Source organism: Stenotrophomonas sp. NY11291 (assembly GCF_023277365.1).
Classification (GTDB): domain Bacteria; phylum Pseudomonadota; class Gammaproteobacteria; order Xanthomonadales; family Xanthomonadaceae; genus Stenotrophomonas; species Stenotrophomonas geniculata.
Genome location: NZ_CP096975.1, coordinates 265502 through 291925 on the forward strand (window position 1 = coordinate 265502; position 26424 = coordinate 291925).

Sequence of the window (26424 nt, forward strand, 5' to 3'; positions counted from 1 at the left end):
GGTGCCATGCACAAGCCTTCGTTCCCCGTCGCCCCTGGCGAAACCGCCTGCCTCGAACTGGACGGCCCGGCCGGCCCGCTGGAAGTGGTCGTCGACCTGCCCAAGGCCGATGTGCCGGTGCAGCCGATCGTGGCCATCGTCTGCCATCCGCTGTCCACCGAGGGCGGCACCCTGCACAACAAGGTGGTCACCATGACCGCCACCACCCTGCGCGAGCTGGGCATCGCCACGGTGCGCTTCAACTTCCGCAGTGTTGGCGCGTCGGCCGGTGAGTTCGACCACGGCGTGGGCGAGCAGGACGACCTGAAGGCCGTCGCCGCCTGGGTGCGCAGCCAGCGTCCGGACGACCGCCTGTGGTTGGCCGGTTTCAGCTTCGGCTCGTTCGTGTCGCTGAAGGCCGCTGCCGCGCTGCAGCCGGAAGCGCTGATCTCGATTGCGCCGCCGGCCGGTCGCTGGGATTTCGATGGCATCGCACCGCCGGCGCGCTGGTTGGTGATCCAGGGCGAGCAGGACGAGATCGTCGACCCGCAGGCCGTCTACCAGTGGCTGGACACGCTGGACTTCCCGCATGAGCTGGTGCGCATGCCCGAGACCAGCCACTTCTTCCACCGCAAGCTGATCGACCTGCGCGGCGCGCTGACCCACGGCGTGAAACATTGGCTGGGCGCAGCGGCATGAGTGCAACCGAGTTGACCCCGTCGCAGCGGTACGCGGAAGGGGTCGCCCGTGGCGACTGGCAGAACGACCCGGCCCAGCATGCTGCGCTGGCCGAGCTGGACCGCATCCACCTGGGCCTGCTGGACAGCGCCGAGGACGGCTGGCTGGACCGCCTGTCCTCGTTCTGGAAAAAGCCCGAGCCGGTGAAGGGCCTGTACTTCTGGGGCGGCGTCGGCCGCGGCAAGACCTTCCTGGTCGACCTGTTCTACGACGGGCTGCCGATCAAGCAGAAGTACCGCACGCATTTCCATCGCTTCATGCGCAGCGTCCACGAGCGCCTGCGCGAGCACCAGGGGCAGAGCGACCCGCTGGCGAAGATCGCCCAGGAGTGGCGCAGCAACCTGCGCGTGCTGGTGCTGGACGAGTTCTTCGTCACCGACATCGGCGATGCGATGCTGCTGGCGCGGCTGCTGGAACGCCTGTTTGCCGAAGGCGTGACCCTGGTCACCACTTCCAACACGGCGGTGGAGAACCTGTACCTCAATGGCCTGCAGCGCGAGAGCTTCCTGCCGGCCATCGGCCTGCTGCAGCGCTTCTGCGTCGAGCTGTACGCCGAAGGCACCGAGGATTACCGCATGCGCGCGCTGACCCGCTCGCCGGTGTACCGCGCACCGCTGGCGGCCGACAGCGATGAGTGGCTGGCCACGCGCTGGAATGAGCTGAGTGGCGGCCAGCCGGCCAAGGCCGGCAACATCGAGATCGAGGGTCGCAAGATTCCGGTCCGTGGCCGCGGCAAGAGTATCGCCTGGTTCGATTTCGCCGCGCTGTGCGAGGGCCCGCGGGGGCCCTCGGACTACATCGAGATCGCGCACGAGTTCAACACGGTGCTGCTGGGCGGCATTCCGGCATTCGATCGCCTGAACGAAGATGCCGCGCGCCGCTTCGTCAACCTGATCGACGAGCTGTACGACCGCCACGTCAACCTGGTCTGCACCGCCAGCACCTCGCCGATCGAGCTGTACACCGGCCAGCGCCTGCAGGGCGCGTTCGAGCGCACTGCTTCGCGCCTGATCGAAATGCAGAGCGCCGAATACCTGGGCACCCCGCACCGGGCGTGAGGGTAGTGCCGTTTGTAGAGCCGAGCCCACGCTCGGCTGCCTTTGCATGATGTGCCGAAAAGCAGCCGAGCGTGGGCTCGGCTCTACGACAGCACGGCGCGGCTATCGGGTGGGCGCAACCGCGCTCCCCAACGGCCGCTCATCCGGCCCGGCCGACACATGCAGCCCCGAGCCGCTGCCGTGCTCCACCCGAACGCTCTCGCCGCGCTCCAGCAGCCGCAGTGGCTGTCCCTGGTAGCGCACTTCCAGCGCATCGTGGGCCTCTGCCAGTGAACGCACCATCGGGCAAAGGGCCATTGCCTTGGCTTCCAGCTGCTGGCTGCGCGCTTCCATGCGGCGGTCGACTTCGGCATCGAGGCGATCGGCGCGGCGCTCCATGGCCCCGGCGCGGCCGGTGAACACCTGCCACATCACGCTGCGGGTCATCGACCCGGCCATCGTCTCGGCCATCTGCTCGATGTGCGCGTCGAAGCCGTCGCCGAAGGCTTCCTGTTCCCAGTAGCCGCGGCCCAGGCTGGCGTCGATCCAGTCCTGCATCTCGCCGCGCATCGCCCGCATCTGGCGGTTGCGGGACTTGCCGGTGATGGCCTCGAAGGCAGCGTCCAGCGCATCGAAGGTGACCCCGGAGACTTCGTGGGCCAGTGCGGTGGCCGCCGGCATCAACTGGCGGGCACCGGCCTCCATCTGCCGCAGGCGGGCGGCGTCGGCGGCGCTGACCGTGACCATCCTGCCGTCCAGGCTCAGCTCGCCGTCGTGGAACACCACTTCATGCGGCGCCTGCGGGCCATGCCGCAGCCAGATGCCGCCGCTGTCCACCAGCACGTCATAGTCGGTATGGATGCCGCACTGGTCCGAACGCAGGTCCAGCCCCTCGGCGGCCAGCGCCGGGGCGATGAACAGGGCGGGCAGCAGGGCCAGCGCGGGCAACCGCAGGTGCATCGGAGCATCCTTTTCCGGGAGCGAGCGGCCAGCATCCGCCGTCAGCGCGCGGGCGTCACCGGCCGGAAGTCACCCGTCCACCGGATTCCCACCGGCTGCCCACCATCTATCCACAGGGTTGTCCCTAGCCAGTTTCATCACTGTCATGTGAAGCTGTCATTGTTCCGTTTTCGCGGTGCGTTGTACCACCGCAATGACGCCTTTCGGGCTTGACTGCGCAGCCCGTTCCGGCAGGTCTGAAGCGTCTGATCCGGGCGCCGATGGCACGATCCTTGCGGCGCAAGGGATTGCCGAATTTCACTACATTTGGCGTTGACGGACCCCACTACCCCCACTATCTTGTGGCCGTCGGTCGCAGCAACCCCAATTCCAGGGGATGCCCGGGGTACCCATCCGCGATCGCCAACGGCAGTGGCAGGCGCAGGGTCTCATCCCCTGCGACGCCGTCCTGCCATCCTGGGCTGTCATGTCCCGGGCTGCGTCACCCGATGCATCGAGCACCCACCAATCACGCCAAGAGGACACACGCCGTGACCACCGAATCCAGCGCCACCATCGAGAAGGAAAGCGAATTCCTGTTGACGTCGCCGCCGACGGCCAACGCGATGAGTGTGACCAAGCGCAATGGCACGACCGAACTGGTGGACCTGAACAAGATCGTGCGCGCGGTGCAGCGTTCCTCCGAAGGCCTGCACGCCGTCGATCCGATGCGCGTGGCCACCCGCACCATTTCCGGCCTGTACAACGGCGCCACCACCCGCGAGCTGGACGAACTGTCCATCCGCACCGCCGCCCTGCTGATCGGTGAAGAGCCCGAATACGGCCGCCTGGCTGCGCGCCTGCTGGCCAACTACATCGCCAAGGAAGTCTCCGGCCAGGAAATCTACGCATTCTCGCAGTCGGTCAGCCGTGGCCATGAAGTCGGCCTGATCAACGACCGCCTGCTGAACTTCGTGCAGACCAACGCACGCAAGCTCAACGATGCCATCGACATCTCGCTGGACCTGAACTTCGATTACTTCGGCCTGCGCACCCTGTACGACCGTTACCTGCTGCGCCACCCGCACACCCGCAAGGTGATCGAGACCCCGCAGCAGTTCTTCCTGCGCATCGCCAGCGCGCTGAGCGAGGACGTGTCCGAGACCCTGGCGCTGTACAAGCGCATGGGCAACCTGGACTACCTGCCGTCCAGCCCGACCCTGTTCAACTCCGGCACCACCCACGAGCAGCTGTCCTCGTGCTTCCTGCTGGACTCGCCGCAGGACTCGCTGGAGTCGATCTATTCCAAGTACGGCGACATCGCCCAGCTTTCCAAGTTCTCCGGCGGCATCGGCGTCAGCTACACCCGTGTGCGTTCGCGTGGTTCGCTGATCAAGTCGACCAACGGCCACTCCAACGGCATCGTGCCGTGGCTGAAGACCATGGATTCGTCCGTGGCCGCAGTGAACCAGGGCGGCAAGCGCAAGGGCGCGGCCTGCGTGTACCTGGAAACCTGGCACGCCGACATCGAGGACTTCCTCGAGCTGCGTGACAACACCGGTGACGAAGCCCGTCGTGCGCACAACCTGAACCTGGCCAACTGGGTGCCGGACCTGTTCATGAAGCGCGTCGAGGCCGACCAGGAATGGTCGCTGTTCGATCCGCGCGTCGTGCCGGAGTTCACCGACCTGTTCGGCGAAGCCTTCGAGCAGGCCTACCTGCAGGCCGAAGCCCAGGGCAAGGCCAACCGCACCATCTCCGCGCGCAAGCTGTACGCCCGCATGATGCGTACGCTGGCCGAGACCGGCAACGGCTGGATGACCTTCAAGGACAAGTGCAACCGCGCCAGCAACCAGACCCTGCGTCCGGGCAACGTGATCCACCTGTCCAACCTGTGCACCGAAATCCTGGAAGTCACCTCCAACGATGAAACCGCGGTGTGCAACCTGGGTTCGATCAACCTGGGCAACCACTTCGACGAGCACAACGAGTTCGACTTCGAGAAGCTGGCCGAGACCGTGCGCCTGGCCGTGCGCCAGCTCGACCGCGTCATCGACCTGAACTTCTACCCGATCGAAACCGCCCGCCGCGCCAACCTGCGCTGGCGTCCGGTCGGCCTGGGCTGCATGGGCCTGCAGGACGTGTTCTTCCGCAAGCGCCTGCCGTTCGACAGCGCCGAAGCCCGCGCCCTGTCGAAGAAGATTGCCGAAGCGATCTACTTCCACGCGCTGGAAACCTCCTGCGAGCTGGCCCAGGAACGCGGCAAGCACCCGTCGTTCAACGACACCCGTGCCGCCAGCGGCGAACTGCAGTTCGACGCCTGGAACGTGGTGCCGGAAGACACCGCACGCTGGGATGCCCTGCGTGAGCGCATCAAGGAACACGGCCTGCGCAACTCGCTGATGATCGCGATCGCCCCGACCGCAACCATCGCTTCGATCGCCGGCTGCTACGAGTGCGTCGAGCCGCAGGTGTCCAACCTGTTCAAGCGCGAGACCCTGTCCGGTGACTTCCTGCAGGTCAACCGCTACCTGGTGAACGAGCTGAAGAAGCTGGGCCTGTGGACCGCCGACATGCGCGATGCCATCAAGCTGGCCGAAGGTTCCATCGCCGGCGTGGCGCAGATTCCGGAAACGCTGCGCGAGGTCTACCGCACCGCGTGGGAACTGCCGATGCGCTCGCTGATCGACATGGCCGCCGAGCGTGGCGCCTTCATCGACCAGTCGGCCTCGCTCAACCTGTTCATGGAAAGCCCGAACATCGGCGCGATGTCCTCCATGTACATGTACGCCTGGAAGCAGGGCATCAAGACCACCTACTACCTGCGTTCGCGCCCGGCCACCAAGATCGCCAAGACCACGGTGAGCAGCGCGGCCCCGGCCAAGGTGTTCAGCCCGGACGAAGCCATCGCCTGCTCGCTGGAAAACCCGGAAGCCTGCGAGGCCTGCCAGTAAGCAAAAAAGAAGGGCCCCAAGCGGTAACTTGGGGCCCTTCTGATGCTTCACAAAACCCAAACTCCGTATCCGGATGAGGGTCTAGATCTGCCACTTCCTCTAAGAAGTGGAGCGAGTATAGCAATCCAGATCTCGTTCTGCTGGCGGGTCAAGTTGTAGTCCGGATGCCTTTTTTGTTTAGGTAAATTAACGATGGCTACTAATCCGCCGAAAAACAACGCTCGTATTGGTGCGGTTCGCGACCGCTCGCAGTTCCTGACGCCTTCCGGCTATCACGCAAAGCGTGGACCCGATGGGCGAATCATGGATGTGAAGACTAGCAGCAAGGATCCTTTCAAGGGTGTGCGGCGCGAATACAAGTGATCTACAGCTGGGGAGAGTATTCTCTCCCCAGCTTTCTGCATTTTGAAATTGAGGAAAACTGACACCCATGGCCGACAAGCCCAAGCAGATGCTGCTCGATCCCGGTTTTGAACTGACCCTGCGCCCGATGCGCTACCCGCAGTTCTATGACATGTACCGGAATGCGATCAAGAACACCTGGACGGTGGAAGAGATCAACTTCCAGATCGACATCACCGACCTGCACAGCAAGATGTCGCCGGGTGAGCGCCACCTGATCCACCGGCTGGTCGCGTTCTTCGCCACCGGCGACTCGATCGTGTCCAACAACCTGGTGCTGAACCTGTACCAGCACCTCAATGCGCCGGAAGCGCGCATGTACCTGTCGCGCCAGCTGTATGAAGAAGCGCTTCACGTGCAGTTCTACCTGACCCTGCTCGACAATTACCTGCCGGATCCGGAAGAGCGCGCCAAGGCGTTCTCGGCGGTGGAGAACATCGACTCGATCAAGAAGAAGGCCGACTTCTGCTTCAAGTGGATCGACTCGATCCAGAGCCTGACCCGCATCGAGACCCGCGAACAGCGCCGCCAGTTCCTGCTCAACCAGATCTGCTTCGCCGCTTGCATCGAAGGCCTGTTCTTCTTCGCTGCCTTCGCCTACGTGTACTACTTCCGTTCGCGTGGCCTGCTGCCGGGCCTGGCCTCGGGCACCAACTGGGTGTTCCGCGACGAGAGCGCGCACATGGAGTTCGCGTTTGAGTCGGTGCGTGTGGTGCGTGAGGAAGAACCGGACCTGTTCGACGAAGAGATGAAGCAGCAGGTCTACGACATGCTGGCCGAGGCGATCGAGTGCGAAGTGCAGTTCGCCGAGGACGTGCTGTCCGGCGGCGTGGCCGGCATTTCCACCCGCGACATGCGCCAGTACCTGCAGCACTGCGCCGACCAGCATTTCGCCAAGCTGGGCATGGAAAAGAAGTACAACGTGCGCAACCCGCTGCCGTTCATGGAACTGCAGGACGTGCAGGAACTGACCAACTTCTTCGAACGCCGCGTCTCGGCTTACCAGGTCGGCGTGCAGGGCGAAGTGGCCTTCGACATGAACTTCTGATCGAACCGGTCAAGCCTGTCGCAACGAAAAACCCCGGCGATCGCCGGGGTTTTTTGTTGCGCGCCTGGCTTTTGCAGAGTCGAGCCATGCTCGACTGCTGTCCGCGAAGATCAGTCGAGCATGGCCCGACTCTACAAAGAGCGGCTATCGCCGCCCTTCCACCGCCATGCGCACCGCCAGCCCGGCCAGTACCGTGCCCATCAGCCAACGCTGCACCATCTGCCAGGTGGGGTGCGCGGCCAGGAAACCGGCGATGCTGCCAGCGGTCAGCGCGATCATGCCGTTCACGCTGACGCTGACCAGGATCTGGGTGGAGCCCAGCACGATCGACTGCATCAGCACGCTGCCTTCGCTGTCCGGGTGCAGGAACTGCGGCAGCAGCGACAGGTACATCACCGCCACTTTGGGGTTCAGCAGATTGGTCAGGAAGCCCATCGTAAACAGCTTGCGCGGGCTGTCCTGCGGAAGGTCGCGCACTGCAAACGGCGAGCGGCCGCCGGGCTTCAGCGCCTGCCAGGCCAGGTACAGCAGGTACAGCGCGCCGCCGATGCGCAGCGCGTCGTAGGCGAACGGTACCGTCATCAGCAGGGCGGTGATGCCCAGCGCCGCGCACAGCATGTAGAACACAAAGCCCAGCGCCACCCCGCCCAGCGAGATCAGTCCCGCCATCGGCCCCTGGCAGATCGAGCGCGAGATGACGTAGATCATGTTCGGCCCGGGCGTGATCACCATGGCCAGCGAGACCAGTGCAAAGGCCAGAAGGTCGGAAGTGGCGGGCATGGGTGGTCCTGGCGGTGGGCGTGGCGCAGTGTAGCGCCTGCCACGGGCGCGGCCTGCGCAGGCACCGCTGCCAGGTGGCCATTGCACATGCGTTCCGATGGCCGTCACGCCGGTCGCATAAAATTATCGGACCCCACACACCGAAGCACCCCCATGACCCCGATCCCCGAGACCGTGCCGCCCACCGAAGTGCGCATGGCCGAAATCGTCTTCCCGAACCACACCAACCACCTCGGCACCCTGTTCGGTGGCCAGGCACTGGCGTGGATGGACAAGGCCGCCTTTCTGGCCGCAGCCCGCTACTCGCGCCGCACCGTGGTGACCGCGCGCAGTGACCAGGTCGACTTCAAGCTGCCGATCCGCATCGGCCAGATGGTGGAAACCATCGGCCGCATCGTCGAAGTCGGCCGCAGCTCGATGAAGGTCGAGGTGGAGCTGGTCGCCGAGGACCTGCACAGCGGCGAGCGCAAACTGTGTACCCGCGGCCACTTCGTGATGATCGCGCTGGACGAGGAAGGCCATCCGATCGCGGTGCCGCCGCTGCCGGTGGCCTGACCACGCCGGCTGAACCGGTGCTTGCGGGGGCGCCGCCGCGCCCCCATCTGGCAGCCATGACCCCGCCACTGACCGACTTCATCGACCGCGCCCAGCGCCTGTTCGTGCTGACCGGTGCCGGTTGCAGTACCGCCTCGGGCATTCCCGATTACCGCGACACCGATGGCCAGTGGAAACGCACGCCGCCGGTGACCTACCAGGCCTTCATGGGCGAGACGGCTACCCGCCAGCGCTACTGGGCGCGCAGCCTGCTGGGCTGGCCGCGCTTCGGCCTGGCCCGGCCCAACGGCACCCACCAGGCGCTGGCCGCCCTGGAAAGCCGCGGCAAGCTGCAGGTGCTGCTGACCCAGAATGTGGACGGCCTGCACCAGCGGGCCGGCAGCCACAACGTGATCGACCTGCATGGCCGTCTGGACCTCGTGCGCTGCATGGGCTGCGAGCGCCGCAGTGGCCGCGAGGAATTCCAGCAGCGCCTGCTGGACGCCAACCCCGGCTGGGACGCGCTGGAGGCCGGTATCGCCCCGGATGGCGATGCCGATCTGGAGACCGATTTCTCCAGCTTCGTGGTGCCCGAGTGCCCGTACTGCGGCGGCGTGTTGAAGCCGGACGTGGTGTTTTTCGGCGAAAACGTGCCCCGTGAACGCGTGGCAGCGGTGCATGAGCACCTGCAGCAGGCAGACGCCGTGCTGGTGGTGGGTTCTTCGCTGATGGTCTATTCCGGTTTCCGCTTCGTGCAGGCGGCGGCCAGGGCAGGGCTGCCGGTGGCGGCGCTGAACCGCGGCCGCACCCGTGCCGACGACCTGCTGCAGTTCAAGGACGAGCGCGATTGCGCCGAAGCCCTGGCCACGTGGGCTTCGCCCTGAGCCGAGCGTGGGCTCGGCTCTACAGGCGATTGTGGGCTTCTGTAGCACCGGGCCCATGCCCGGCTGCAGCAGGCTGCGCGAAACAGCGATCCATCCAGATGGTTGATCCGCGAGCCGCGCAGCGGTGCAATACGCACCCCCTACGTCGTTCATCACCGTCTTGAGCCAGCTGTTCTCGCCGATTTCATTCGGCCCCCTGACCCTGTCCAACCGCATCGTCATCGCGCCGATGTGCCAGTACTCCGCCGAAGACGGTCGCGCCAGCGACTGGCACGCCATGCACCTGGGCAACCTGGCGCAGTCGGGCGCTGGCCTGCTGATCCTGGAAGCCACCGCGGTCGAGCCGCGCGGCCGCATCAGCTGGGCCGATCTGGGCCTGTGGGACGACGGTACCGAAGCCGCGTTGGCACAGGTGCTGGCCAGCGTCCGCCGCTGGTCGCCGATGCCACTGGGCATCCAGCTCGGCCACGCCGGCCGCAAGGCCTCGGTGAAGCGCTCGTGGGACGGCGGCGGCCAGTTGCCAGCCGATGATGCGCGTGGCTGGTCCACCGTGGCGCCGTCGTCGCTGCCGTTCCATGCCGGCGATCCGGCACCGCAGGAACTGGACGAGGCCGGCATCGCCGAGGTCATCGCCGCCTTCGCCGCCAGTGCGGTGCGCGCCGAGCGCCTGGGCTTCGAGCTGATCGAGCTGCATGCCGCGCACGGCTATCTGCTGCACCAGTTCCTGTCGCCGCTGAGCAACCGCCGCACCGATGGCTATGGTGGCTCGCTGCCGAACCGCCTGCGCCTGCTGGTGGAAGTGTTCGACGCGGTGCGTGCGGTAGTGTCCGACAAGGTCGCCGTGGGTGTACGCATTTCCGCCAGCGACTGGGTCGACGGTGGTTGGGATCTGGTGCAGAGCGAAGCGCTGGCCCAGGTGCTGGACGCGCGCGGCTGCAATTTCCTGCATGTCTCCAGCGGCGGCCTGGACGAGCGCCAGAAGATCACCGTCGGCCCGGGCTACCAGGTGCCGTTCGCGGCGGCGATCAAGGCCAAGGTGCGCATGCCGGTCATCGCGGTGGGCATGATCACCGAGCCCGAGCAGGCCGAATCGATCCTGCGCCATCGCCACGCCGATGCCGTGGCCCTGGCGCGCGGCATCCTCTACGACCCGCGCTGGCCGTGGCATGCCGCCGCCGCGCTGCGCGACAGCGTGGAACCGGCGCCGCAGTACCTGCGCTGCGAGCCGCGCGACGCGCGCGGCGTGTTCAAGGCGCGCTGAGGCTCACACCCGCCAGGCCGGCGCCATGCCGGCCTGCAGGTGCTCGAACAGCGCGCGGATCTTGGCGGTGAAGTCGCGGCGGTCGCTGACGCAGAAATAGACCTCCATCGGCTCCGGGCGCCACGCCGTGTCGGCGCCGAACACCGCCTGCAGGCGGCCATCGCGCAGGTAGGGCTCGGCCACGAATGCGGCCAGCCGGGTGATGCCGGCACCGGTCGCGGCAAGCGTTGCCAGTGCATCGATGTCATCGCAGACCATGCTCGGCGGCAGTGCGGCGTCCACGCGCTGGCCATCCTTCAGCAGGCCCCAGCGCAGCGGCCGGCCATCGGTGGGGAAGCGGTGCAGCAGCCCGCGATGACCGCTCAGCTCGGAGGGCTGCTGCGGGGTGCCGTGCGCTTTCAGATAGGCCGGCGAGGCACAGAACACGAAGGGCACGCGTGCCAGCTGCCGTGCGACCACGCCATCTTCCAGCTGCGCACCGATGCGGATGCTGGCATCCACCGCTTCCGGGCCATGCTGCACGGCGCGGTCGGTCAGGCGCAGCTCCAGCTGCAGTTGTGGGTAACGCTGCTGCAGTGAAGGCAGCAAGGGGGCAAGCACATGGCGACCGAAGGCGCTGCTGCTGGCGATGCGCAGCGGCCCGGCCGGCTCGATGTCACCGGCAGTGACCATCGCCTGCGCGCGCGCCAGGTCGGCTTCGATGTGGCGCACCTGCGCCAGGTACAGCGCGCCGGCCTCGCTGAGGGCCAGCTGGCGCGTACTTCGGTTCAGCAACCGTACCCCCAGATGCGCCTCCAGCCGGTTGATGTTCTGGCCGACTGCGGTGGCGCTGATGCCAAGGATGCGGGCCGCGGCGGCAATGCTGCCGGTCTCTGCGGTGCGGGTGAAGCTGCGGATCAGTTGCAACAGGTTCATGACCGACCAGCTTGCCATGGAGAAACCCAAGTATCGCTTGGGACTGAACCAACCTGTTCGGTTGCATCGGTGACCATCGATCCGGCGGGCGCGGCGCTGCCCTACACTCGGGGGATGCGCCCCGATTCCATTCTCACCCTGTCCTGTCCCGACCGTACCGGCATCGTCTACCGCGTGTCCGGCCTGCTGTTCGACCACGGCTGCAACATCCTCGACGCCCAGCAGTTCGGTGACGAGGAAAGCGGCCGCTTCTTCCTGCGCGTGCACTTCGACCGCGATGCCAGCCTGCCGCTGGAGACCGTGTACGCCGCCATGGCCACGCTTGCCGAAGGCTTCGGCATGGACTGGCAGCTGCATGATGGCCGCCGCCGCGCACGCCTGCTGGTGCTGGTCAGCAAGCAGGGGCACTGCCTCAACGATCTGCTGTTCCGTGCCCACAGCGGCCAGCTGAAAGTCGACATCGCGGCAGTGGCGTCCAACCACGCCGATTTCGCGCCATTGGCCGCGTCCTACCAGGTGCCGTTCCACCATCTGCCGGTGACCGCCGATACGCGTGCGGTGCAGGAGCAGCAGATCATCGACCTGGTCGAGCGCGAGCGCATCGATCTGGTGGTATTGGCGCGCTACATGCAGATCCTGTCACCCACGCTGTGCCGCGCACTGGCCGGCCGTGCGATCAACATCCACCACAGCTTCCTGCCCAGCTTCAAGGGCGCGCAGCCGTATCACCAGGCGCACGCGCGCGGGGTCAAGATCATCGGTGCCACCGCGCACTACGTCACCGAGGATCTGGACGAAGGCGCGATCATCGAACAGGACGTGGCCCGCGTGGACCACGCGATGGCACCGCGCGAACTGGTGCGGCTGGGCAGCGATACCGAATCGCTGGTGCTGGCGCGCGCGGTGCGCCGCCATGTGGAGCACCGCATCCTGCTCAACGGGCACCGAACGGTGGTGTTCCGCTAGGATCGGGTTGAATCTACTGTCGCGTGCCCTGTCACCGTCTTTCCCTCGCTCCTGTTCGCGGGCCTGGGGCAGGTGGAGCGGACACCGTCGATATGCTCCAGAAGACCCTGAGGGATCGCCGACCACATCGGGTCCAGAACGAAGTCCACGCCTTCGCGTCGCGCGAGTTTGGCAGCGGGGATGAAGTCGGCGTCACCGGCTACCAGAACAATCTGACGAACTTGCCGTTTGAGGGAAAGTGAGGAGATGTCCAGGCCGATGCGCATATCGACGCCCTTCTGTCTGACCTCCGGGTGCAGATCCTCTGGCAGGAGTGTGGAGAATGCGCGCTTGCCTTTCAGAAGTGCATCGAGCGTTCGGGAATCAGTTGTCCATGAACTGGAATCTGCGAGATGGCCCAGGCGCAGTGCCACTTTGCGTTTCTGTTTCAGGGCTTTGTGCAAATCGATTCTGAAGAGTGCCTCGGGTGAGCGTGCATAGTCGATGCAGGCGCCCGAGATCGGGTTGTGCATCCGCTTTCGAAGCGGCGGGCAGTCGTAGAAGAAGATCCGGTAGAGATCCCGTCGCTCACACCACGACGAGGTCAGGTGTGCGAGTGCCCATCGATGCGCTACTTCTGCGGCACGTTCAGCGTTGCCGGCATTGTGAGGTTCAATCCGGCGGAATCGCTTAACGAAATAACCGCCATCGATGAGGATCGCTGTTGGCATCCCTTTGCCCTTTCGATTCCACCCAGTAAAAAGCCCTCGGTTCGGCCGTCCCGCGATCTGTAGGGGGGCGTACTTGGAGGGCTGGATCGGGTTCATTGTGTTGCCGCAGGCTGCGGCCTGCAAGCGGCAGAGGCGACATTCTCAGCATCGGTATCCCGCACCCAGCGACGACGCGTCCATTGAGCAGCGGTCGCCCGTCAGATGATCGCAATCCCCGCCTTGCCCAGCGCCTCGCGCACCATCGTATCGTTGGCCTCGGTCACCGGCCGGGTTAGCTCCCACAGGAACTTCACCCGGAAGCCGGACTTCACCGCGTCCTGCGCGCTCCACAGTACGCAGTAGTCGCGGGCCAGGCCGCACACATGCACTTCGCGGATGCGGCGCTCGTGCAGCCAGCCGGCCAGGCCGGTAGCTGGGCGCTCGCCATCGGGGCCATGGTTCTCGCGGAAGGCGCTGTACGAATCCACCTGTTGGCGCGTGCCCTTGCGCAGGATCAGGTCGGCCACGGTCCAGTCCACGCCCGGGTGCAGGGCGGCACCGGCGCTGCCCTGCACGCAGTGGTCCGGCCATAGGGTCTGCGGCTGCGCGTGCAGCAGGATGGTCTCGAAGGGGCGTTGGCCGGGGTGCTGGCTGGCGAACGAGGCATGGTCGGCCGGGTGCCAGTCCTGTGTCGCCACCACGGTGCGGTAGCGGCGCTGCGCCAGCAGACCGGCAATCGGTACCACCAGCGCATCGCCCTGGTCGCAGGCCAGCGTACCGCCGGGCATGAAGTCTGGCTGCAGGTCGATCACCAGCAGGGCGACATCGGCGGGCAGGGCGGTCATGGCAGGTCCACTACAACGTGAAGGGGCGACCAGCGTGGCCGCCCAGGCGGCACAGGTCAATCGCCCTGCGGCGTCCCAGCGTCCTGCCCGTAGTACAGCAGGCCGATCTTGATCCGCTCGCGGCCATTCTCGCGGCGATGGCGGTTGGCATCGCGCAGCGAGTACACGCAGCCGCAGTACTCCTGCTGGTAGAACTGCTCGCGCTTGCTGATCTCGATCATGCGGCTGGCACCGCCGCCCTTGCGCCAGTTGTAGTCCCAGTACTGCAGGCCCTCGTAGCGCGACGCGGCGCGGATGCCGCAGTCGTTGATCTGCGCCATGTTCTTCCAGCGCGAGATGCCCAGCGAAGAACTGATGGTGTCATAGCCGTGTTCGTGCGCGTACAGCGCAGTGCGCTCGAAACGCATGTCGAAGCACATCGTGCAGCGGATGCCGCGTTCGGGCTCGTTCTCCATGCCGCGCGCACGACTGAACCAGTTGTCGGTGTCGTAGTCGCAGTCGATGAACGGGATGTCGTGCTGCTCGGCGAAGCGGATGTTCTCCTGCTTGCGCAGCTCGTATTCCCTCACCGGGTGGATGTTGGGGTTGTAGAAGAAGATCGCGTAGTCGATCCCGGAGGCGGTGATCGCCTCCATCACTTCGCCGGAGCAGGGCGCGCAGCATGAATGCAGCAGCAGGCGCTTGCCGTCGGCGGGCAGGGTCAGGGTGGGACGTTGGAGCTCGGTCATCGTCAGGTACCGCATGGACCGCCGGCAACGGCGGTGGCCCATGCATCAGCGCGTGGGTGAACAGGTCTGGCCGGATACCGTGAAAAGGACGCGCGCGGCCGCATCGCCTGCACGCGCAGGACAAGGACGGCCCCGGCAACCTCCCCGCGGAGATTCCAGGTCGAATCAGGGGACGGTCGTGTCCCCCGGCCGGGGCCGGTATTCGGGCTGATGGACACGGGCCGCAGCCCACCTACTACCTGCCGCTTCCCAGGCGCGAGCCCAGTGCTGTTGGCAGGATTCGTTTCCATTCACCGCTGCGGGGCAGCTCCGGAATGGGCGCGCGAGGCGCCTTCACCGGATTCCCGTTTAAATCCCGGCCGCCATCAATGCCACGGCCGGGATACCTTCGGCGTGCCCACGGTGGACGCGTCGAGTCCAATGGTCAAGGGCCAATCAAAGCGCAGGGCTGTGGCTCGCTTCTCAGGCTGTGAGAGCCCCTCTTGCCATACTGTGCATCGACAGACGGGAGGTGACTCGTGGCGGCGAAGTACTGCGATCTGGTCATGAAAGGCGGCATCACCAGCGGCATCGTGTACCCCAATGCGGTACTGGCGCTGGCGCGCGAGTATCGCTTCAAGAGCATCGGCGGCACCTCGGCCGGCGCCATCGCTGCGGCGGTGGCGGCCGCGGCAGCCTGCGGTGATCGCCGCCAGCAGGCGGGCGAGCACCTGCCTGGCGATGCCGGCTATGGCGGGTTGTCGGCGGTGTCGGCGCAGCTGTCGCGGCGCGGCTTCATCTACAGCCTGTTCCAGCCGGCACGGGGCGCGCGTGCGGCCTATCGGCTGCTGGTGGTGCTGACCGGCAATGCCCGCCTGCCGCACAAGCTGCTGTGCCTGGCCATTGCCGTGTTCGAGATCGCGCCGCTGGAAGTGCTGGTGTCGCTGGCGCTGCTGCTCGGCCTGGGCTGGTGGGGTGGTGGCTGGAGCGGCGTGGCCGCCACGCTGCTGCCGTCGCTGCTGTGCGCTTACGGTGCCGGCGTGGCCGGTGCCGCGCTGCGGGTGGCGCGGGTGGCGCGGCGCAATCTGCTGGGCCTGTGCAGCGGCCTCGGCCGTGATGCACGCAAGCCGGCGTTGACCGAGTGGCTGCACGAGTGCCTGCAGCAGTTGTCCGGCAAGCCGCTGGATGCACCGCTTACCTTCGCCGACCTGCACGATGCGCCGCGCTATGCCGGCGAGCCGGACAGCCCGCATGCGATCAGCCTGCAGATGATCACCACCTGTGTGTCGCACAACGAGCCGCGTACGCTGCCGCTGGGTGGCGCGCAGTTCTGGTTCCTGCGCGAGGAGTTCGAGCAGCTGTTCCCGGCCAGCGTGGTGCAGTGGCTGGTGGATCAAGCTGGCCCGCCGTTGGAGGTGGAGGGGCGACGGTACTACCACCTGCCGCAGGGCCCGAAGCTGCCGGTGCTGGTGGCCACGCGCATGAGCCTGAGCTTCCCGTTGCTGATCAGCGCGGTGCCGCTGCATGAGCCCTCGCGGCGCGAGCGTCGCTGCGAACCCACCGCGCCTGCCGCCGACCAGGAGCACAACGTGGCCGACAGCATGGAAGGGCTGACCAGTGCCGGGCAGACCTGTGGCCCGGTGATCACCGCCTTCCGCATCTGCTGGTTCTCCGATGGCGGCATCAGCAGCAACTTCCCGATTCATCTGTTCGATGCCGCCTTGCCGCGCTGGCCGACCTTCGCCATCAACCTGGTCTACCCGCAGCACGCTGAAGAGGTGAGCCACGGCAGCAGCGGCCGCCAGTCGCTGGAACACGCGGTGTTCCTGCCCACCGAAAACCGTCATGGCTGGCAGCGCACCTATCAGTCGATCGCCACGCCGTTGGCGGCCGCGGAACTGGGGCGTTTCCTGTTCGCGGTGGTGGCGACCATGCAGAACTGGCGCGATCTGCTGCAGGCGCGCGCGCCGGGTTACCGCGACCGCATCGTGCACGTCAGCCTGCAGGGCGACGAAGGCGGCATGAACCTGGACATGCCGCAGGAGGTGCTGACCCGCATCGCCGACAAGGGCAGCCTGGCGGGCGCGCGCTTCTGCTCATTCTCGTTCGAGAACCACTACTGGATCCGCTGGCGCAATCTGGCCTCGGCCTACCAGCGCTACACGCTGGAAGTGGCGCGCACCGATGACCCGGCGCAGCAGGTGCTGGCCTACCGCGCGGCGTACGCGATGGTTGCCACTGGCCAGCCGACGCCACCGTCATACAAGCTGGGTTCGGAAGACAAGCGGCTGGCCTCGCAGCAGCTGTGGGGGTTGATGGTCGAACAGGGTCGCAGCTGGGAGGACCTCGGCCCCGACCTCACCGACGGCGCACCGCGCCCGTTGCCGCAGATGAAGGTGACGCCGATCTACTGACCCGGTAGTAGATCCACGCCTTGCGTGGATGGAACCCCATCGAAATCGAATATTTCGAACGTTCATCGAAGAACATCCACGCATGGCGTGGATCAAGCGTGTCGACCAAGGTCGACACCTACCAGAGCAATACGTCGTTCCGACAGATGGAAGGAAACCGTCGAAGGCGGGGTGGTGTCGGATTGCGGGGTGTCCGCGGCATGGATGCCGCGGCCAAGCCCCCAGGGACGGGTTCACGGCGTCCCCGCAATCCGACACCGCCCCGCCATCCCACGGAATGCCAGCTTTTGCTGTTGCTGTTGCTGTTGCTTCGGCTTCGGCAGGTGCAGGGCGCAGCCCTGCTGACCCCCCCTACCGCCCCGGCAATTGCGCGAACGCGCGCTGCATGCAGTCCTCGCGCGGGCACACCCGGCAGCCCGGGCCAATCGACACCGAATTGCCCGGGCTCTGCACATCCAGCCCCAGCGAATACACCAGCCGCTCGGCATGCTGCAGGTCACAGCCCAGTGCCACCGCAAACGTCTTGCGCGGCTGCCCGTGCCCCACCGGGCCGCTGCTGACCTGCCGTGCCAGCCAGAAATGGCGGCGCCCGTCGGGCATGCGCGCGGTCTGGGTCAGGATGCGCCCGGGCTGGTTGAACGCCTCGTAGACGATCCACAGCGGGCACGACCCACCCACCTGCGAGAAATGGAAATCGGTGGCCGAATGGCGCTTGGACACATTGCCCGCACGGTCCACGCGGATGAAGAAGAACGGCAGCCCCGGCGCACTGCGCCGTGCCAGTGTGCTCAGCCGATGGCACACCGCCTCGAAGCCGACGCCGAACTGATGCGCCAGCAGTTCGATGTCGTAGCTGCTGGCCTCGGCCGCACGCAGGAAGCGCATGTACGGCATGACCAGCGCGCCGGCGAAATAGTTCGACAGGCCGATGCGCGCCTGCGCGATGCGTGCCTCATCGGTGAAGCCGGCACGTGCCACCACCGCATCGATCTGCGGCAGGTAGCCGTGCAGGGCCAGTTCGGCGGCCATCTGGAATGCCTGCTGGCCCGGTTCCAGGTAATCGGGCAGCCACAGCCGCCGTGCACCGGCATCGAACTGGCGCTTCTCGCGCCCGGCCTGCAGCGCCGCCACTTCCACCAGCACGCCATGGCGGTCGGCCAGCAGCTGGCGCAGGCGTGGTGCCACATGCCCGGGCGACAGCCCCCACTCGGCGAACAGGCGCTCGGCCAGTTCGTCCAGCTCGGGGATGTGGTTGTGCATGCGGTTGAAGAACTCGCGCACCTGGTCACCGGCGGGCAGGGTGCTGCCAGCACCCGGCTCGCCCAGCTGGAATTCCAGGGCGGCGGCATGTTCGCGCAGCGCCAGGTGGCGCCGATGCAGGTCCAGCAGGGCGCGGCTGACCTGCGGCAGGTTGCCGGCCAAGGCGCGCAGCTCGGTCGCGCTCACCTCCGCCAGGCCCAGGTCGCGCAGGGTCTCGCCCAGTGCCTCCTGCAGTGCGGCGGGCTCATCTTCGTCGAACAGCGAGGAAACGTCGCCCAAAACCTCACCCAGCTTCTTCTGCACCGCCGGCGTCAACGGGCGCTTGTTACGCTCGATCTGGTTCAGGTAGCTGGCCGACAGCCCCAGCGCACGTGCCAGGTCGGCCTGGCTGTAACCACGCTGCTCGCGCAGCCGCAGCAGGCGCAGGCCAAGTTGTCGCTGGGTGGCTGAATAATTCACAAAATTAACATGAATCGTCTGGCGTGTTGGCCAGATTAAGCGGATTCAGCCCGGAAATCGAGGTGGGTGCTGTGAATAATGCCAAGCATCTTTCGCACCCCGTGGGATTTGTCGTCATGACTGTTGCAGCGCCCCGTATCCGCATGCTGATCGATGGCCAGTTCGTTGAATCGGCCACTTCCCACTGGCAGGACGTGATCAATCCGGCCACCCAGGACGTGCTGGCCAAGGTGCCGTTCGCCACCACCGGCGAAGTGGACGCCGCCGTCGCCGCCGCCAAGGAAGCCTTCAAGACCTGGCGCAAGACCCCGATCGGCACCCGTGCACGCATCTTCCTGAAGTACCAGCAGCTGATCCGCGAGCACATGAGCGAGCTGGCCCACATCCTCACCGCCGAACAGGGCAAGACCCTGCCGGACGCCGAAGGCGATGTGTTCCGCGGCCTGGAAGTGGTCGAGCACGCCGCCGCCATCGGCAACCTGCAGCTGGGCGAGCTGGCCAACAACGTGGCCAATGGCGTGGATACCTACACGATCATGCAGCCGCTGGGCGTGTGCGCCGGCATCACCCCGTTCAACTTCCCGGCGATGATCCCGCTGTGGATGTTCCCGATGGCCATCGCCACCGGCAACACCTTCATTCTCAAGCCGTCCGAGCAGGACCCGATGGTCACCATGCGCCTGGTCGAACTGGCGCTGGAAGCCGGCATTCCGAAGGGCGTGCTGAACGTCGTCCACGGTGGCGAGGAAGTGGTCAACGCGATCTGCGACCACCCGGACATCAAGGCTGTTTCGTTCGTGGGTTCCACCCGCGTCGGCACCCACGTCTACAACCGCGCCTCGCTGGCCGGCAAGCGCGTGCAGTGCATGATGGGCGCCAAGAACCACGCTGTGGTGCTGCCGGACGCCAACAAGGAACAGACCCTCAATGCGATGGTCGGTGCTGCCTTCGGCGCCGCTGGCCAGCGCTGCATGGCCGCCTCCACCCTGGTGCTGGTCGGTGAAGCACGCAACTGGGTGCAGGATCTGGTGACCAAGGCCAAGACCCTGAAGGTCAGCGGCGGCACCGTGGCCGGCACCGATGTCGGCCCGGTCATTTCCTGCAGCGCCCGCGAGCGCGTGGAAGGCCTGATCGCCTCGGGCGTGGAGCAGGGCGCCAAGCTGGTGCTCGATGGCCGCAAGCCGCAGGTCGATGGCTTCGAGAAGGGCAACTTCGTCGGCCCGACCATCTTTGCCGGTGTCACCCCCGACATGCGCATCTACCAGGAAGAAATCTTCGGGCCGGTGCTGGTCATCCTCGAAGCGGAAACGCTGGAAGACGCCATCGCGATGGTCAACAGCAACCCCAACGGCAACGGCACCGCACTGTTCACCCAGTCCGGCGCCGCCGCGCGCAAGTTCCAGGAAGACATCGACGTCGGCCAGGTCGGCATCAACGTGCCGATCCCGGTGCCGGTGCCGTTGTTCTCGTTCACCGGTTCGCGCGCGTCCAAGCTGGGCGACCTGGGCCCGTACGGCAAGCAGGTGGTGCTGTTCTACACCCAGACCAAGACGGTCACCGCGCGCTGGTTCGATGACGAAACGCTGAGCCACGGCGTCAACACCACGATCAGCCTGAAGTAACGGCAGGAGCAGCCATGAGCCACTCGATGACGACGGAACTGGAAGAAGCGCAGCAGGCGTACCGCGAAGCGGCGCGCGACTTCGCACAGGCCGAACTGGCGCCACACGCCGCGCGATGGGATGCGGAGGGCATCTTTCCGCGCGAGGCGATCGCCAAGGCCGGTGAACTGGGCTTCTGCGGTCTGTACATGGACCCGGAAGTGGGCGGCAGCGGCCTGAGCCGACTGGACGCCGCCGTCGTCATCGAGGAGCTCGCCAACGTCGATCCGTCGACCGCGGCCTACATCAGCATCCACAACATGGCCTCGTGGATGGTGTCCACGTGGGGCCAGCCGGCACTCCGCGATGCGTGGGGCACCGACCTGTCTTCGGGCAACAAGCTGGCCTCGTACTGCCTGACCGAGCCGGGCGCCGGTTCCGATGCGGCCTCGCTGAAGACCACCGCCGTGCGCGATGGCGACTTCTACGTGCTGAACGGCGCCAAGGCCTTCATCTCCGGCGCCGGTGCCACCGAACTGCTGGTGGTGATGGCGCGTACCGGCGGTGCCGGTGCAGGTGGCGTCAGCGCCATTGCCGTGCCGTCGGACCTGCCGGGCATCAGCTTCGGCCGCAAGGAAGAGAAGATGGGCTGGAACAGCCAGCCCACCCGTGGCATCACCTTCGAAAACGTCCGCGTGCCGGTCAGCCACCTTCTGGGAGAGGAAGGCGGTGGCTTCAAGCTGGCGATGAAGGGGCTGGATGGTGGCCGCATCAACATCGCCGCCTGCTCGCTGGGTGCTGCGCAGGGCGCATTGGATGCCGCGCGCCGCTACATGGGCGAGCGCCGCCAGTTCGGCAAGGCGCTGGCCGAGTTCCAGGCACTGCAGTTCAAGCTGGCCGACATGGTCACGCAGCTGGTGGCCGCGCGGCAGATGGTGCACACCGCCGCGCGCAAGCTCGATGCCGGTGCCAGCGATGCCAATGTCTGGTGCGCGATGGCCAAGCGTTTTGCCACCGATGCGGGTTTCAACGTCTGCAATGAAGCACTGCAGATCCACGGTGGCTACGGCTACATCCGCGAATACCCGATCGAGCGCCTGCTGCGTGACTGCCGCGTGCACCAGATCCTGGAAGGCACCAACGAGATCATGCGGGTGATCGTTGCCCGTCACCTGCTCAACACCGAAGAGGAACTGCGATGAAGGATTGGCGTACCCAGGAGCACGTGGGCCTGAAGGTCGAGGCCGACGGCCACACCGCCGTGGTCACCCTGAACAACCCGCCGGCGCACACTTGGACCGTGCACAGCCTGTCGGCGCTGCGCGACCTGGTCGGCGCGCTCAACGCAGACCGTGACGTCTACGCACTGGTGATCACCGGTGACGGCGAGAAGTTCTTCTCCGCCGGTGCCGACCTCAACCAGTTCGCTTCAGGCGACAAGGCCGCCGCACGCGAGGCCGCGCGCCGCTTCGGCGAAGCCTTCGAAGCGCTGTCCGGGTTCCGTGGCGTGTCGATCGCCGCGATCAACGGCTACGCCATGGGCGGTGGCCTGGAATGTGCGCTGGCCTGCGACCTGCGCATCATCGAAGACCATGCCCAGGTCGCGCTGCCGGAGGCCACCGTCGGCCTGCTGCCGTGCGCCGGCGGCACCCAGAACCTGCCGCGCCTGGTCGGCGAGGGCTGGGCCAAGCGCATGATCCTGCTGGGCGAGCGCATCAACGCCGACACCGCACTGCGCATTGGCCTTGCCGAAGAAAAGGTTGGCAAGGGCGAAGCCAAGGCACTGGCGCTGGAATGGGCGAAGAAGGCCGGCAAGCAGAGCCCGACCAGCATCGCCGCCTGCAAGACCCTGGTGCAGTCCACCCGCACCGGCACCCACGCCTCGGCGCTGGTGGCCGAGCGCGAAGCCTTCGTCGATCTGTTCGATACCGCCGACCAGGTCGAGGGCGTGACTGCCTTCCTGGAAAAGCGCACCGCGCAGTGGAAGAACGCATGAGCACCGACACCGCTGCCGACGACGCACCGGTGCTGTTCGAAGAGCGCGTGGCCGGCAACGGCACGCGTATCGGCATCGCCACGCTCAACGCGCCGCGCACGCTCAATGGTTTCTCGCTGCCGATGGCGCACCTGCTGCTGAAGCAGTTGAATGCCTGGGCCGACGACGACGGCATCGCCATGGTGGTGCTGCAGGGCGCCGGCGAAAAGGCGTTCTGCGCCGGCGGCGACCTGCACAGCCTGTACAAGGCCATGGTCGCCTTCCGTGAGGCCGGCCGCAGCGACATCCGCGAGAACGACTACGCCGCTGAGTTCTTCGACGTTGAATACCGCGTCGATTACCTCATTCACACCTACGCCAAGCCGATCCTGTGCTGGGGTCATGGCATCGTGATGGGCGGCGGCATCGGCCTGATGTCCGGCGCCAGCCACCGCGTGGTCAGCGAGCGCTCCAAGTTGGCCTTCCCGGAAATCACTGTTGGCCTGTTCCCCGATGTCGGTGGCAGCTGGCTGCTGCCGCGCGTGCCGGGCAAGGGCGGCCTGTTCCTGGCCCTGACCGGCGCACTGCTCAACCCGGGCGATGCCATCTACGCCGGCTTGGCCGACGTGCACGTGGCCGAAGAGCGCCGCAGTGCAGTGTTCGATGCGCTGCTGCAGGTGGCCTGGTCCAGTGATGCCGCACACAACCAAGAACGCCTGACCCATCTGCTGCAGTCGCATGCCAGCGATGCCGCCACCGGTCCACTGCTGGCCCACGCGGCGCAGGTCGATGCGTTGTGCGAAGGCGATGACCTTGAAGCCATCGTTGCGCGCATTGCCGGCCTGCAGACCGACGACGCCTGGTTGCAGGCGGCTCAGAAGACCCTTGCGGCCGGCGCACCGGGTTCGGCACGGTTGGCGTACGAACTGCAGCGCCGCAGTGCCGGCCAGGACCTGGCCAGTGTCTATCGTCTGGAGTACATCACCGCGCTGCACTGCGCCGCCCACGGCGATTTCGCCGAAGGCATCCGCGCGCTGCTGATCGACAAGGACCGCAACCCGCAGTGGAACCCGGCCACCCTGGCCGAGGCCAGCGGCGCGTGGGCCGACACCTTCTTCGCTTCCCCCTGGGCCGATGCCGCGCATCCGCTGGCCGACCTGGGCACTCCCCTTGTTGAAAGGAGCCTTGCATGAGCCGCATTGCATTCATCGGGTTGGGCAACATGGGTGGCCCGATGGCCGCCAATCTGGTCAAGAACGGCCATACCGTGCGCGTGTTCGATCTGGTTCCGGCCGCGGTGCAGGCCGCCGTCGATGCCGGTGCCAGCGCTGCGTCGTCGGCGCGCGACACCCTGGCCGATGCCGAAGTGGTCATCTCGATGCTGCCGGCCAGCCGCCACGTCGAAGGCGTGTACCTGGGCGACGACGGCATCCTCGCCGCGATTCCGGCCGGTGCACTGGTCATCGACTGCAGCACCATTGCCCCGGCCAGCGCGCGCAAGGTTTCTGAAGCCGCCGCCGCGCGTGGACTGCAGATGCTCGACGCACCGGTGTCCGGCGGTACCGCCGGTGCCCAGGCCGGTACCCTGACCTTCATCGTCGGTGGCGAAGAGGACGCGCTGGAACGCGCGCGCCCGATGCTGCAGGCGATGGGGAAGAACATCTTCCACGTCGGCGCCAGTGGTGCCGGCCAGGTGGCCAAGCTGTGCAACAACATGGCGCTGGGCGTGATCATGGCGGTGACTGGTGAAGCCATCGCGCTGGGCGTGGCGCACGGGCTGGACCCGAAGGTGCTGTCGCAGATGATGGCGGTCAGCACCGGCCGCAGTTGGGCCACCGAGGTGTGCAACCCGTGGCCGGGTGTGCTGGAAAACGCGCCGGCGTCGCGCGGCTACAGCGGCGGCTTCGGCAGCGACCTGATGCTCAAGGACATGGGCCTGGCGGTGGAAGCGGCGATGAGTGTCGGCGCCTCGATCCCACTGGGCGAGGTGGCCCGCAACCTGTACTCGATGAACCACCAGGCCGGCCGCGGCAAGCTGGATTTCTCCAGCGTCGTGCAGCTCATCACCAGCGACCGGTAACCGGTCGCTGGTCCGCGCATTCCACCTTATCCCCGCGCCGTTGGCGCACCCCCTTGAACAACAAGGGGGCTCTCCTCCAGAAGGATGGATGCGCGCCGTAGCGAATGCGTCCCCGGCCGCGCGCCGGGGCCCACCCGAGGTGGGATGGGCGGATGCCCGGTTTCGACCGGCATCCGCCCATTTTTTTGCCTTTCATGTTGGTAGTGCCGGCCGCTGGCCGGCAGCACCGCATCAGGCAACGATCAGCGTCACGTCGATGTTGCCGCGGGTGGCGTTGGAATACGGGCACACGATGTGCGCCTTCTGCACCAGCTCTTCCACCTGCTCGCGCGGCACGCCCGGCACGTTGATGGTCAGCTCGGCTTCGATGCCGAAGCCGGTCGGGATCTGGCCGATGCCGACCTTGCCGGTCACGGTGGTGTCGGCCGGCAGCGCGACCTTGGCCTGGCCGGCCACGAACTTCAGTGCGCCCAGGAAGCAGGCCGAATAGCCAGCCGCGAACAGCTGTTCCGGGTTGGTGCCCGGACCGCCGGCGCCGCCCAGCTCGCGCGGGGTCGACAGCTGGATGTCCAGCACGTTGTCGGAGGAGACGGAACGGCCTTCACGGCCGCCGGTGGAGGTGGCCTGGGCGGTGTACAGAACCTTTTCGATGGACATCGTGATGCTCCTGGTCGGTGGGTGGGTGTTGCGTTGGAGCCTACTTTGCCCGGTTTTCGCGTACGTTGGGTTGCAATGCGTACGAAAAACTTGATCTATCGTCCTGCGGGCCTAGATCGTCCACTCACGGTCGGTGGTGAACATGATCGTCAACCAGCGGTCCGGCGAAGCCTCGCCCAGCGCATCGCCGATCTCATCACGCAGCTGGTCCCATTCCACCAGCGGCCGCGGTGGGTCGTTTTCCGGCACCACGAAGAACAGCTCGATCTGCTCGCCTCGCCCCACTTGGGCCACGTAGCTGCGGTGCTCGACGAAGCCGTGCTTGGCGACGATGTCGCGCGCCACCGCATCCACGTGCGCCTGCAGCTCCGGCGGGGTGACCAGCAGGATGCCGGCCAGTGCCCGGCGCACGGTACCGAGCGGGGCGATCATCACCAGCACGCAGACGAAGGCGAGGATGGCGGGGTCGATGTATGGGCCGACCCAGGCCAGCGAGGTGCCCTGCACCAGCACACCGCCGAGGAAGGCCAGCAGATAGCAGGCCGACATGCTGGCTGCGATCACCCAGTTCTTCGCGTCCAGCGCAATGAACTCCGAGCCGATGCGGCGGTTGGCGCGCAGGATGAACCAGGCCAACGCGCCTTCGCCCACGATCGACAGCCCGGCGAAGGCAATGGCCGGGCCCAGCGCAATGTGGCGGCCCCCGGACATCAGTGCATCCACCGCATTGACCAGGGCATACAGTGCCGCACCGATCATCAGCGTGCCGCTGACCCCCAGCACGATCGGCTCCAGGTGCCAGAAGCCCATGGTGAAGCGCTGATTGAGCCGCGATTGCAGCGCGTCGGTCTGGGTGGACAGCGCGATCAGCCGTGCCACCAGCAGCGACAGCCAGGTCATCACCACGTCGATCAGGCCGTAGATGCCGTCGAAGATGATCAATGACGAATTGGCCAGCAGGCCGAACACCACCGCCGCCGCGGCCAGCAGCAGCGAAGCGGCGATCGACAGGCGCAGCACGCCTTGTTCGGTGGCGGGGTCGAAGAACTGCGGGCGATCAGTAGCCATGCCCCGATTGTAGAGCGGCGCCATGCCCCGCGGCCTTTCGCGGCCGTTCGCGCTACCTTCGTGCGGCCGCTTCCCGTAGACTGCGCCCCTCCCAACGCACCGACGCCCGCCTGCAGTGATCACGCCACCCTGACCCTTGCCGCCCATCGGCAGCCGGCCCGCCCGGCTCAGGAAACCGTGTCTTTCCACTGCAGCGCCACGTGGCCCCATGCCCGTGCGTGCGGAGTTCTCC

Annotated in this window: 23 protein-coding genes and 1 riboswitch; of the genes, 14 read left to right on the forward strand and 9 right to left on the reverse strand. The window is 66.5% G+C overall.

The window, feature by feature from the left end:
- Positions 1-6 precede the first annotated feature (6 nt).
- Together M1L61_RS01170 and zapE are read left to right on the forward strand one after the other, a co-directional pair.
- Complete coding sequence (locus tag M1L61_RS01170) at positions 7-678, forward strand: CocE/NonD family hydrolase (RefSeq protein WP_043400616.1); 672 nt, start codon at positions 7-9, stop codon at positions 676-678.
- Positions 675-1775, forward strand: a complete 1101-nt coding sequence (gene zapE, locus M1L61_RS01175; protein WP_029380119.1) for a cell division protein ZapE — start codon at positions 675-677, stop codon at positions 1773-1775. Before M1L61_RS01170 ends, zapE begins: the two co-directional genes overlap by 4 nt.
- A gap of 102 nt (positions 1776-1877) precedes the next feature.
- On the opposite strand, the gene M1L61_RS01180 is transcribed toward zapE, so the two are convergent.
- On the reverse strand, positions 1878-2714 hold the full coding sequence (locus tag M1L61_RS01180; protein ID WP_248854203.1) for a DUF2884 family protein: 837 nt from the start codon (positions 2712-2714) through the stop codon (positions 1878-1880).
- A gap of 530 nt (positions 2715-3244) precedes the next feature.
- Here M1L61_RS01180 and M1L61_RS01185 point away from each other — a divergent pair.
- Both M1L61_RS01185 and M1L61_RS01190 read left to right on the forward strand, forming a co-directional pair.
- Positions 3245-5647 (forward strand): ribonucleoside-diphosphate reductase subunit alpha, encoded by a 2403-nt coding sequence (locus tag M1L61_RS01185; protein WP_049409985.1) that lies wholly within the window; start codon positions 3245-3247, stop codon positions 5645-5647.
- A gap of 430 nt (positions 5648-6077) precedes the next feature.
- On the forward strand, positions 6078-7097 hold the full coding sequence (locus tag M1L61_RS01190; protein WP_005407669.1) for a ribonucleotide-diphosphate reductase subunit beta: 1020 nt from the start codon (positions 6078-6080) through the stop codon (positions 7095-7097).
- A gap of 144 nt (positions 7098-7241) precedes the next feature.
- Here the strand turns inward: M1L61_RS01190 and M1L61_RS01195 are convergent, their stop codons facing one another.
- On the reverse strand, positions 7242-7877 hold the full coding sequence (locus M1L61_RS01195) for a LysE family translocator (protein WP_043400609.1): 636 nt from the start codon (positions 7875-7877) through the stop codon (positions 7242-7244).
- Positions 7878-8030: 153 nt separating this feature from the next.
- On the opposite strand from M1L61_RS01195, the gene M1L61_RS01200 reads away from it, so the two are divergent.
- From M1L61_RS01200 to M1L61_RS01210, 3 genes are all read left to right on the forward strand, one after another.
- Entirely contained in the window at positions 8031-8432 is a 402-nt protein-coding gene (locus M1L61_RS01200) for an acyl-CoA thioesterase (protein ID WP_049435481.1), read from the forward strand.
- 56 nt (positions 8433-8488) lie between these two features.
- Entirely contained in the window at positions 8489-9295 is an 807-nt protein-coding gene (locus M1L61_RS01205) for an NAD-dependent protein deacetylase (protein WP_248854204.1), read from the forward strand.
- 160 nt (positions 9296-9455) lie between these two features.
- On the forward strand, positions 9456-10556 hold the full coding sequence (locus tag M1L61_RS01210; protein WP_248854205.1) for an NADH:flavin oxidoreductase/NADH oxidase: 1101 nt from the start codon (positions 9456-9458) through the stop codon (positions 10554-10556).
- A 3-nt stretch (positions 10557-10559) separates the two neighbouring features.
- On the opposite strand, the gene M1L61_RS01215 is transcribed toward M1L61_RS01210, so the two are convergent.
- Positions 10560-11471: a LysR family transcriptional regulator gene (locus M1L61_RS01215; RefSeq protein WP_010487028.1), complete on the reverse strand. Its 912-nt coding sequence runs from the start codon at positions 11469-11471 to the stop codon at positions 10560-10562.
- A gap of 114 nt (positions 11472-11585) precedes the next feature.
- On the opposite strand from M1L61_RS01215, the gene purU reads away from it, so the two are divergent.
- Positions 11586-12437: a formyltetrahydrofolate deformylase gene (purU, locus tag M1L61_RS01220; protein WP_248854758.1), complete on the forward strand. Its 852-nt coding sequence runs from the start codon at positions 11586-11588 to the stop codon at positions 12435-12437.
- On the opposite strand, the gene M1L61_RS01225 is transcribed toward purU, so the two are convergent.
- The 3 genes from M1L61_RS01225 to M1L61_RS01235 all read right to left on the reverse strand — a co-directional run bounded on the left by M1L61_RS01225 (position 12434) and on the right by M1L61_RS01235 (position 14699).
- Positions 12434-13243 (reverse strand): NYN domain-containing protein, encoded by an 810-nt coding sequence (locus tag M1L61_RS01225; RefSeq protein ID WP_241888918.1) that lies wholly within the window; start codon positions 13241-13243, stop codon positions 12434-12436. The genes purU and M1L61_RS01225 overlap by 4 nt on opposite strands.
- 101 nt (positions 13244-13344) lie before the next feature.
- On the reverse strand, positions 13345-13971 hold the full coding sequence (gene pncA, locus M1L61_RS01230) for a bifunctional nicotinamidase/pyrazinamidase (RefSeq protein WP_049409976.1): 627 nt from the start codon (positions 13969-13971) through the stop codon (positions 13345-13347).
- A 56-nt stretch (positions 13972-14027) separates the two neighbouring features.
- Positions 14028-14699 carry an epoxyqueuosine reductase QueH gene (locus M1L61_RS01235; protein WP_032952814.1) on the reverse strand — a complete coding sequence of 224 codons (672 nt, stop codon included), beginning with the start codon at positions 14697-14699 and terminating at the stop codon, positions 14028-14030.
- 175 nt (positions 14700-14874) lie between these two features.
- Positions 14875-15090, reverse strand: a riboswitch (cobalamin riboswitch).
- Positions 15091-15244: 154 nt separating this feature from the next.
- On the opposite strand from M1L61_RS01235, the gene M1L61_RS01240 reads away from it, so the two are divergent.
- Positions 15245-17092 (forward strand): patatin-like phospholipase family protein, encoded by a 1848-nt coding sequence (locus M1L61_RS01240; protein WP_248854206.1) that lies wholly within the window; start codon positions 15245-15247, stop codon positions 17090-17092.
- A 351-nt stretch (positions 17093-17443) separates the two neighbouring features.
- On the opposite strand, the gene M1L61_RS01245 is transcribed toward M1L61_RS01240, so the two are convergent.
- A complete protein-coding gene (locus tag M1L61_RS01245) occupies positions 17444-18811 on the reverse strand; it encodes a short-chain fatty acyl-CoA regulator family protein (RefSeq protein ID WP_010487019.1) in 1368 nt (455 codons plus the stop codon).
- A gap of 116 nt (positions 18812-18927) precedes the next feature.
- Between M1L61_RS01245 and M1L61_RS01250 the strand changes: the two genes are divergently transcribed.
- Genes M1L61_RS01250 through mmsB form a run of 5 tightly spaced genes read left to right on the forward strand, consistent with a single transcriptional unit; the run spans position 18928 to position 24467 of the window.
- The gene (locus tag M1L61_RS01250) at positions 18928-20433 is read left to right on the forward strand and encodes a CoA-acylating methylmalonate-semialdehyde dehydrogenase (RefSeq protein WP_071306317.1); all 1506 of its coding nucleotides are present in this window, start codon (positions 18928-18930) and stop codon (positions 20431-20433) included.
- Positions 20434-20447: 14 nt separating this feature from the next.
- Positions 20448-21614, forward strand: a complete 1167-nt coding sequence (locus M1L61_RS01255) for an acyl-CoA dehydrogenase family protein (protein ID WP_029380118.1) — start codon at positions 20448-20450, stop codon at positions 21612-21614.
- Positions 21611-22408 carry an enoyl-CoA hydratase gene (locus tag M1L61_RS01260; protein WP_248854207.1) on the forward strand — a complete coding sequence of 266 codons (798 nt, stop codon included), beginning with the start codon at positions 21611-21613 and terminating at the stop codon, positions 22406-22408. The genes M1L61_RS01255 and M1L61_RS01260 overlap by 4 nt, the downstream gene beginning before the upstream one ends.
- Positions 22405-23580 carry an enoyl-CoA hydratase/isomerase family protein gene (locus tag M1L61_RS01265; RefSeq protein WP_248854208.1) on the forward strand — a complete coding sequence of 392 codons (1176 nt, stop codon included), beginning with the start codon at positions 22405-22407 and terminating at the stop codon, positions 23578-23580. The genes M1L61_RS01260 and M1L61_RS01265 overlap by 4 nt, the downstream gene beginning before the upstream one ends.
- Positions 23577-24467 carry a 3-hydroxyisobutyrate dehydrogenase gene (gene mmsB / locus M1L61_RS01270; RefSeq protein ID WP_248854209.1) on the forward strand — a complete coding sequence of 297 codons (891 nt, stop codon included), beginning with the start codon at positions 23577-23579 and terminating at the stop codon, positions 24465-24467. The genes M1L61_RS01265 and mmsB overlap by 4 nt, the downstream gene beginning before the upstream one ends.
- A 231-nt stretch (positions 24468-24698) precedes the next feature.
- On the opposite strand, the gene M1L61_RS01275 is transcribed toward mmsB, so the two are convergent.
- Both M1L61_RS01275 and M1L61_RS01280 read right to left on the reverse strand, forming a co-directional pair.
- Positions 24699-25124, reverse strand: a complete 426-nt coding sequence (locus M1L61_RS01275; protein ID WP_004153735.1) for an organic hydroperoxide resistance protein — start codon at positions 25122-25124, stop codon at positions 24699-24701.
- 111 nt (positions 25125-25235) lie between these two features.
- Positions 25236-26216, reverse strand: a complete 981-nt coding sequence (locus M1L61_RS01280; RefSeq protein ID WP_071306312.1) for a cation transporter — start codon at positions 26214-26216, stop codon at positions 25236-25238.
- Positions 26217-26424 lie beyond the last annotated feature (208 nt).

Excerpts from the sequence above, each read along its gene's own strand:
- M1L61_RS01170 (WP_043400616.1), top strand. The coding sequence starts at position 7 with ATGCACAAGCCTTCGTTCCCCGTCGCCCCTGGCGAAACCGCCTGCCTC.
- zapE (WP_029380119.1), top strand. The coding sequence starts at position 675 with ATGAGTGCAACCGAGTTGACCCCGTCGCAGCGGTACGCGGAAGGGGTC.
- M1L61_RS01180 (WP_248854203.1), bottom strand. The coding sequence starts at position 2,714 with ATGCACCTGCGGTTGCCCGCGCTGGCCCTGCTGCCCGCCCTGTTCATC.
- M1L61_RS01190 (WP_005407669.1), top strand. The coding sequence starts at position 6,078 with ATGGCCGACAAGCCCAAGCAGATGCTGCTCGATCCCGGTTTTGAACTG.
- M1L61_RS01195 (WP_043400609.1), bottom strand. The coding sequence starts at position 7,877 with ATGCCCGCCACTTCCGACCTTCTGGCCTTTGCACTGGTCTCGCTGGCC.
- M1L61_RS01200 (WP_049435481.1), top strand. The coding sequence starts at position 8,031 with ATGACCCCGATCCCCGAGACCGTGCCGCCCACCGAAGTGCGCATGGCC.
- M1L61_RS01205 (WP_248854204.1), top strand. The coding sequence starts at position 8,489 with ATGACCCCGCCACTGACCGACTTCATCGACCGCGCCCAGCGCCTGTTC.
- M1L61_RS01215 (WP_010487028.1), bottom strand. The coding sequence starts at position 11,471 with ATGAACCTGTTGCAACTGATCCGCAGCTTCACCCGCACCGCAGAGACC.
- purU (WP_248854758.1), top strand. The coding sequence starts at position 11,586 with ATGCGCCCCGATTCCATTCTCACCCTGTCCTGTCCCGACCGTACCGGC.
- M1L61_RS01225 (WP_241888918.1), bottom strand. The coding sequence starts at position 13,243 with ATGAACCCGATCCAGCCCTCCAAGTACGCCCCCCTACAGATCGCGGGA.
- pncA (WP_049409976.1), bottom strand. The coding sequence starts at position 13,971 with ATGACCGCCCTGCCCGCCGATGTCGCCCTGCTGGTGATCGACCTGCAG.
- M1L61_RS01235 (WP_032952814.1), bottom strand. The coding sequence starts at position 14,699 with ATGACCGAGCTCCAACGTCCCACCCTGACCCTGCCCGCCGACGGCAAG.
- M1L61_RS01240 (WP_248854206.1), top strand. The coding sequence starts at position 15,245 with ATGAAAGGCGGCATCACCAGCGGCATCGTGTACCCCAATGCGGTACTG.
- M1L61_RS01250 (WP_071306317.1), top strand. The coding sequence starts at position 18,928 with ATGACTGTTGCAGCGCCCCGTATCCGCATGCTGATCGATGGCCAGTTC.
- M1L61_RS01255 (WP_029380118.1), top strand. The coding sequence starts at position 20,448 with ATGAGCCACTCGATGACGACGGAACTGGAAGAAGCGCAGCAGGCGTAC.
- M1L61_RS01260 (WP_248854207.1), top strand. The coding sequence starts at position 21,611 with ATGAAGGATTGGCGTACCCAGGAGCACGTGGGCCTGAAGGTCGAGGCC.
- M1L61_RS01265 (WP_248854208.1), top strand. The coding sequence starts at position 22,405 with ATGAGCACCGACACCGCTGCCGACGACGCACCGGTGCTGTTCGAAGAG.
- mmsB (WP_248854209.1), top strand. The coding sequence starts at position 23,577 with ATGAGCCGCATTGCATTCATCGGGTTGGGCAACATGGGTGGCCCGATG.
- M1L61_RS01275 (WP_004153735.1), bottom strand. The coding sequence starts at position 25,124 with ATGTCCATCGAAAAGGTTCTGTACACCGCCCAGGCCACCTCCACCGGC.
- M1L61_RS01280 (WP_071306312.1), bottom strand. The coding sequence starts at position 26,216 with ATGGCGCCGCTCTACAATCGGGGCATGGCTACTGATCGCCCGCAGTTC.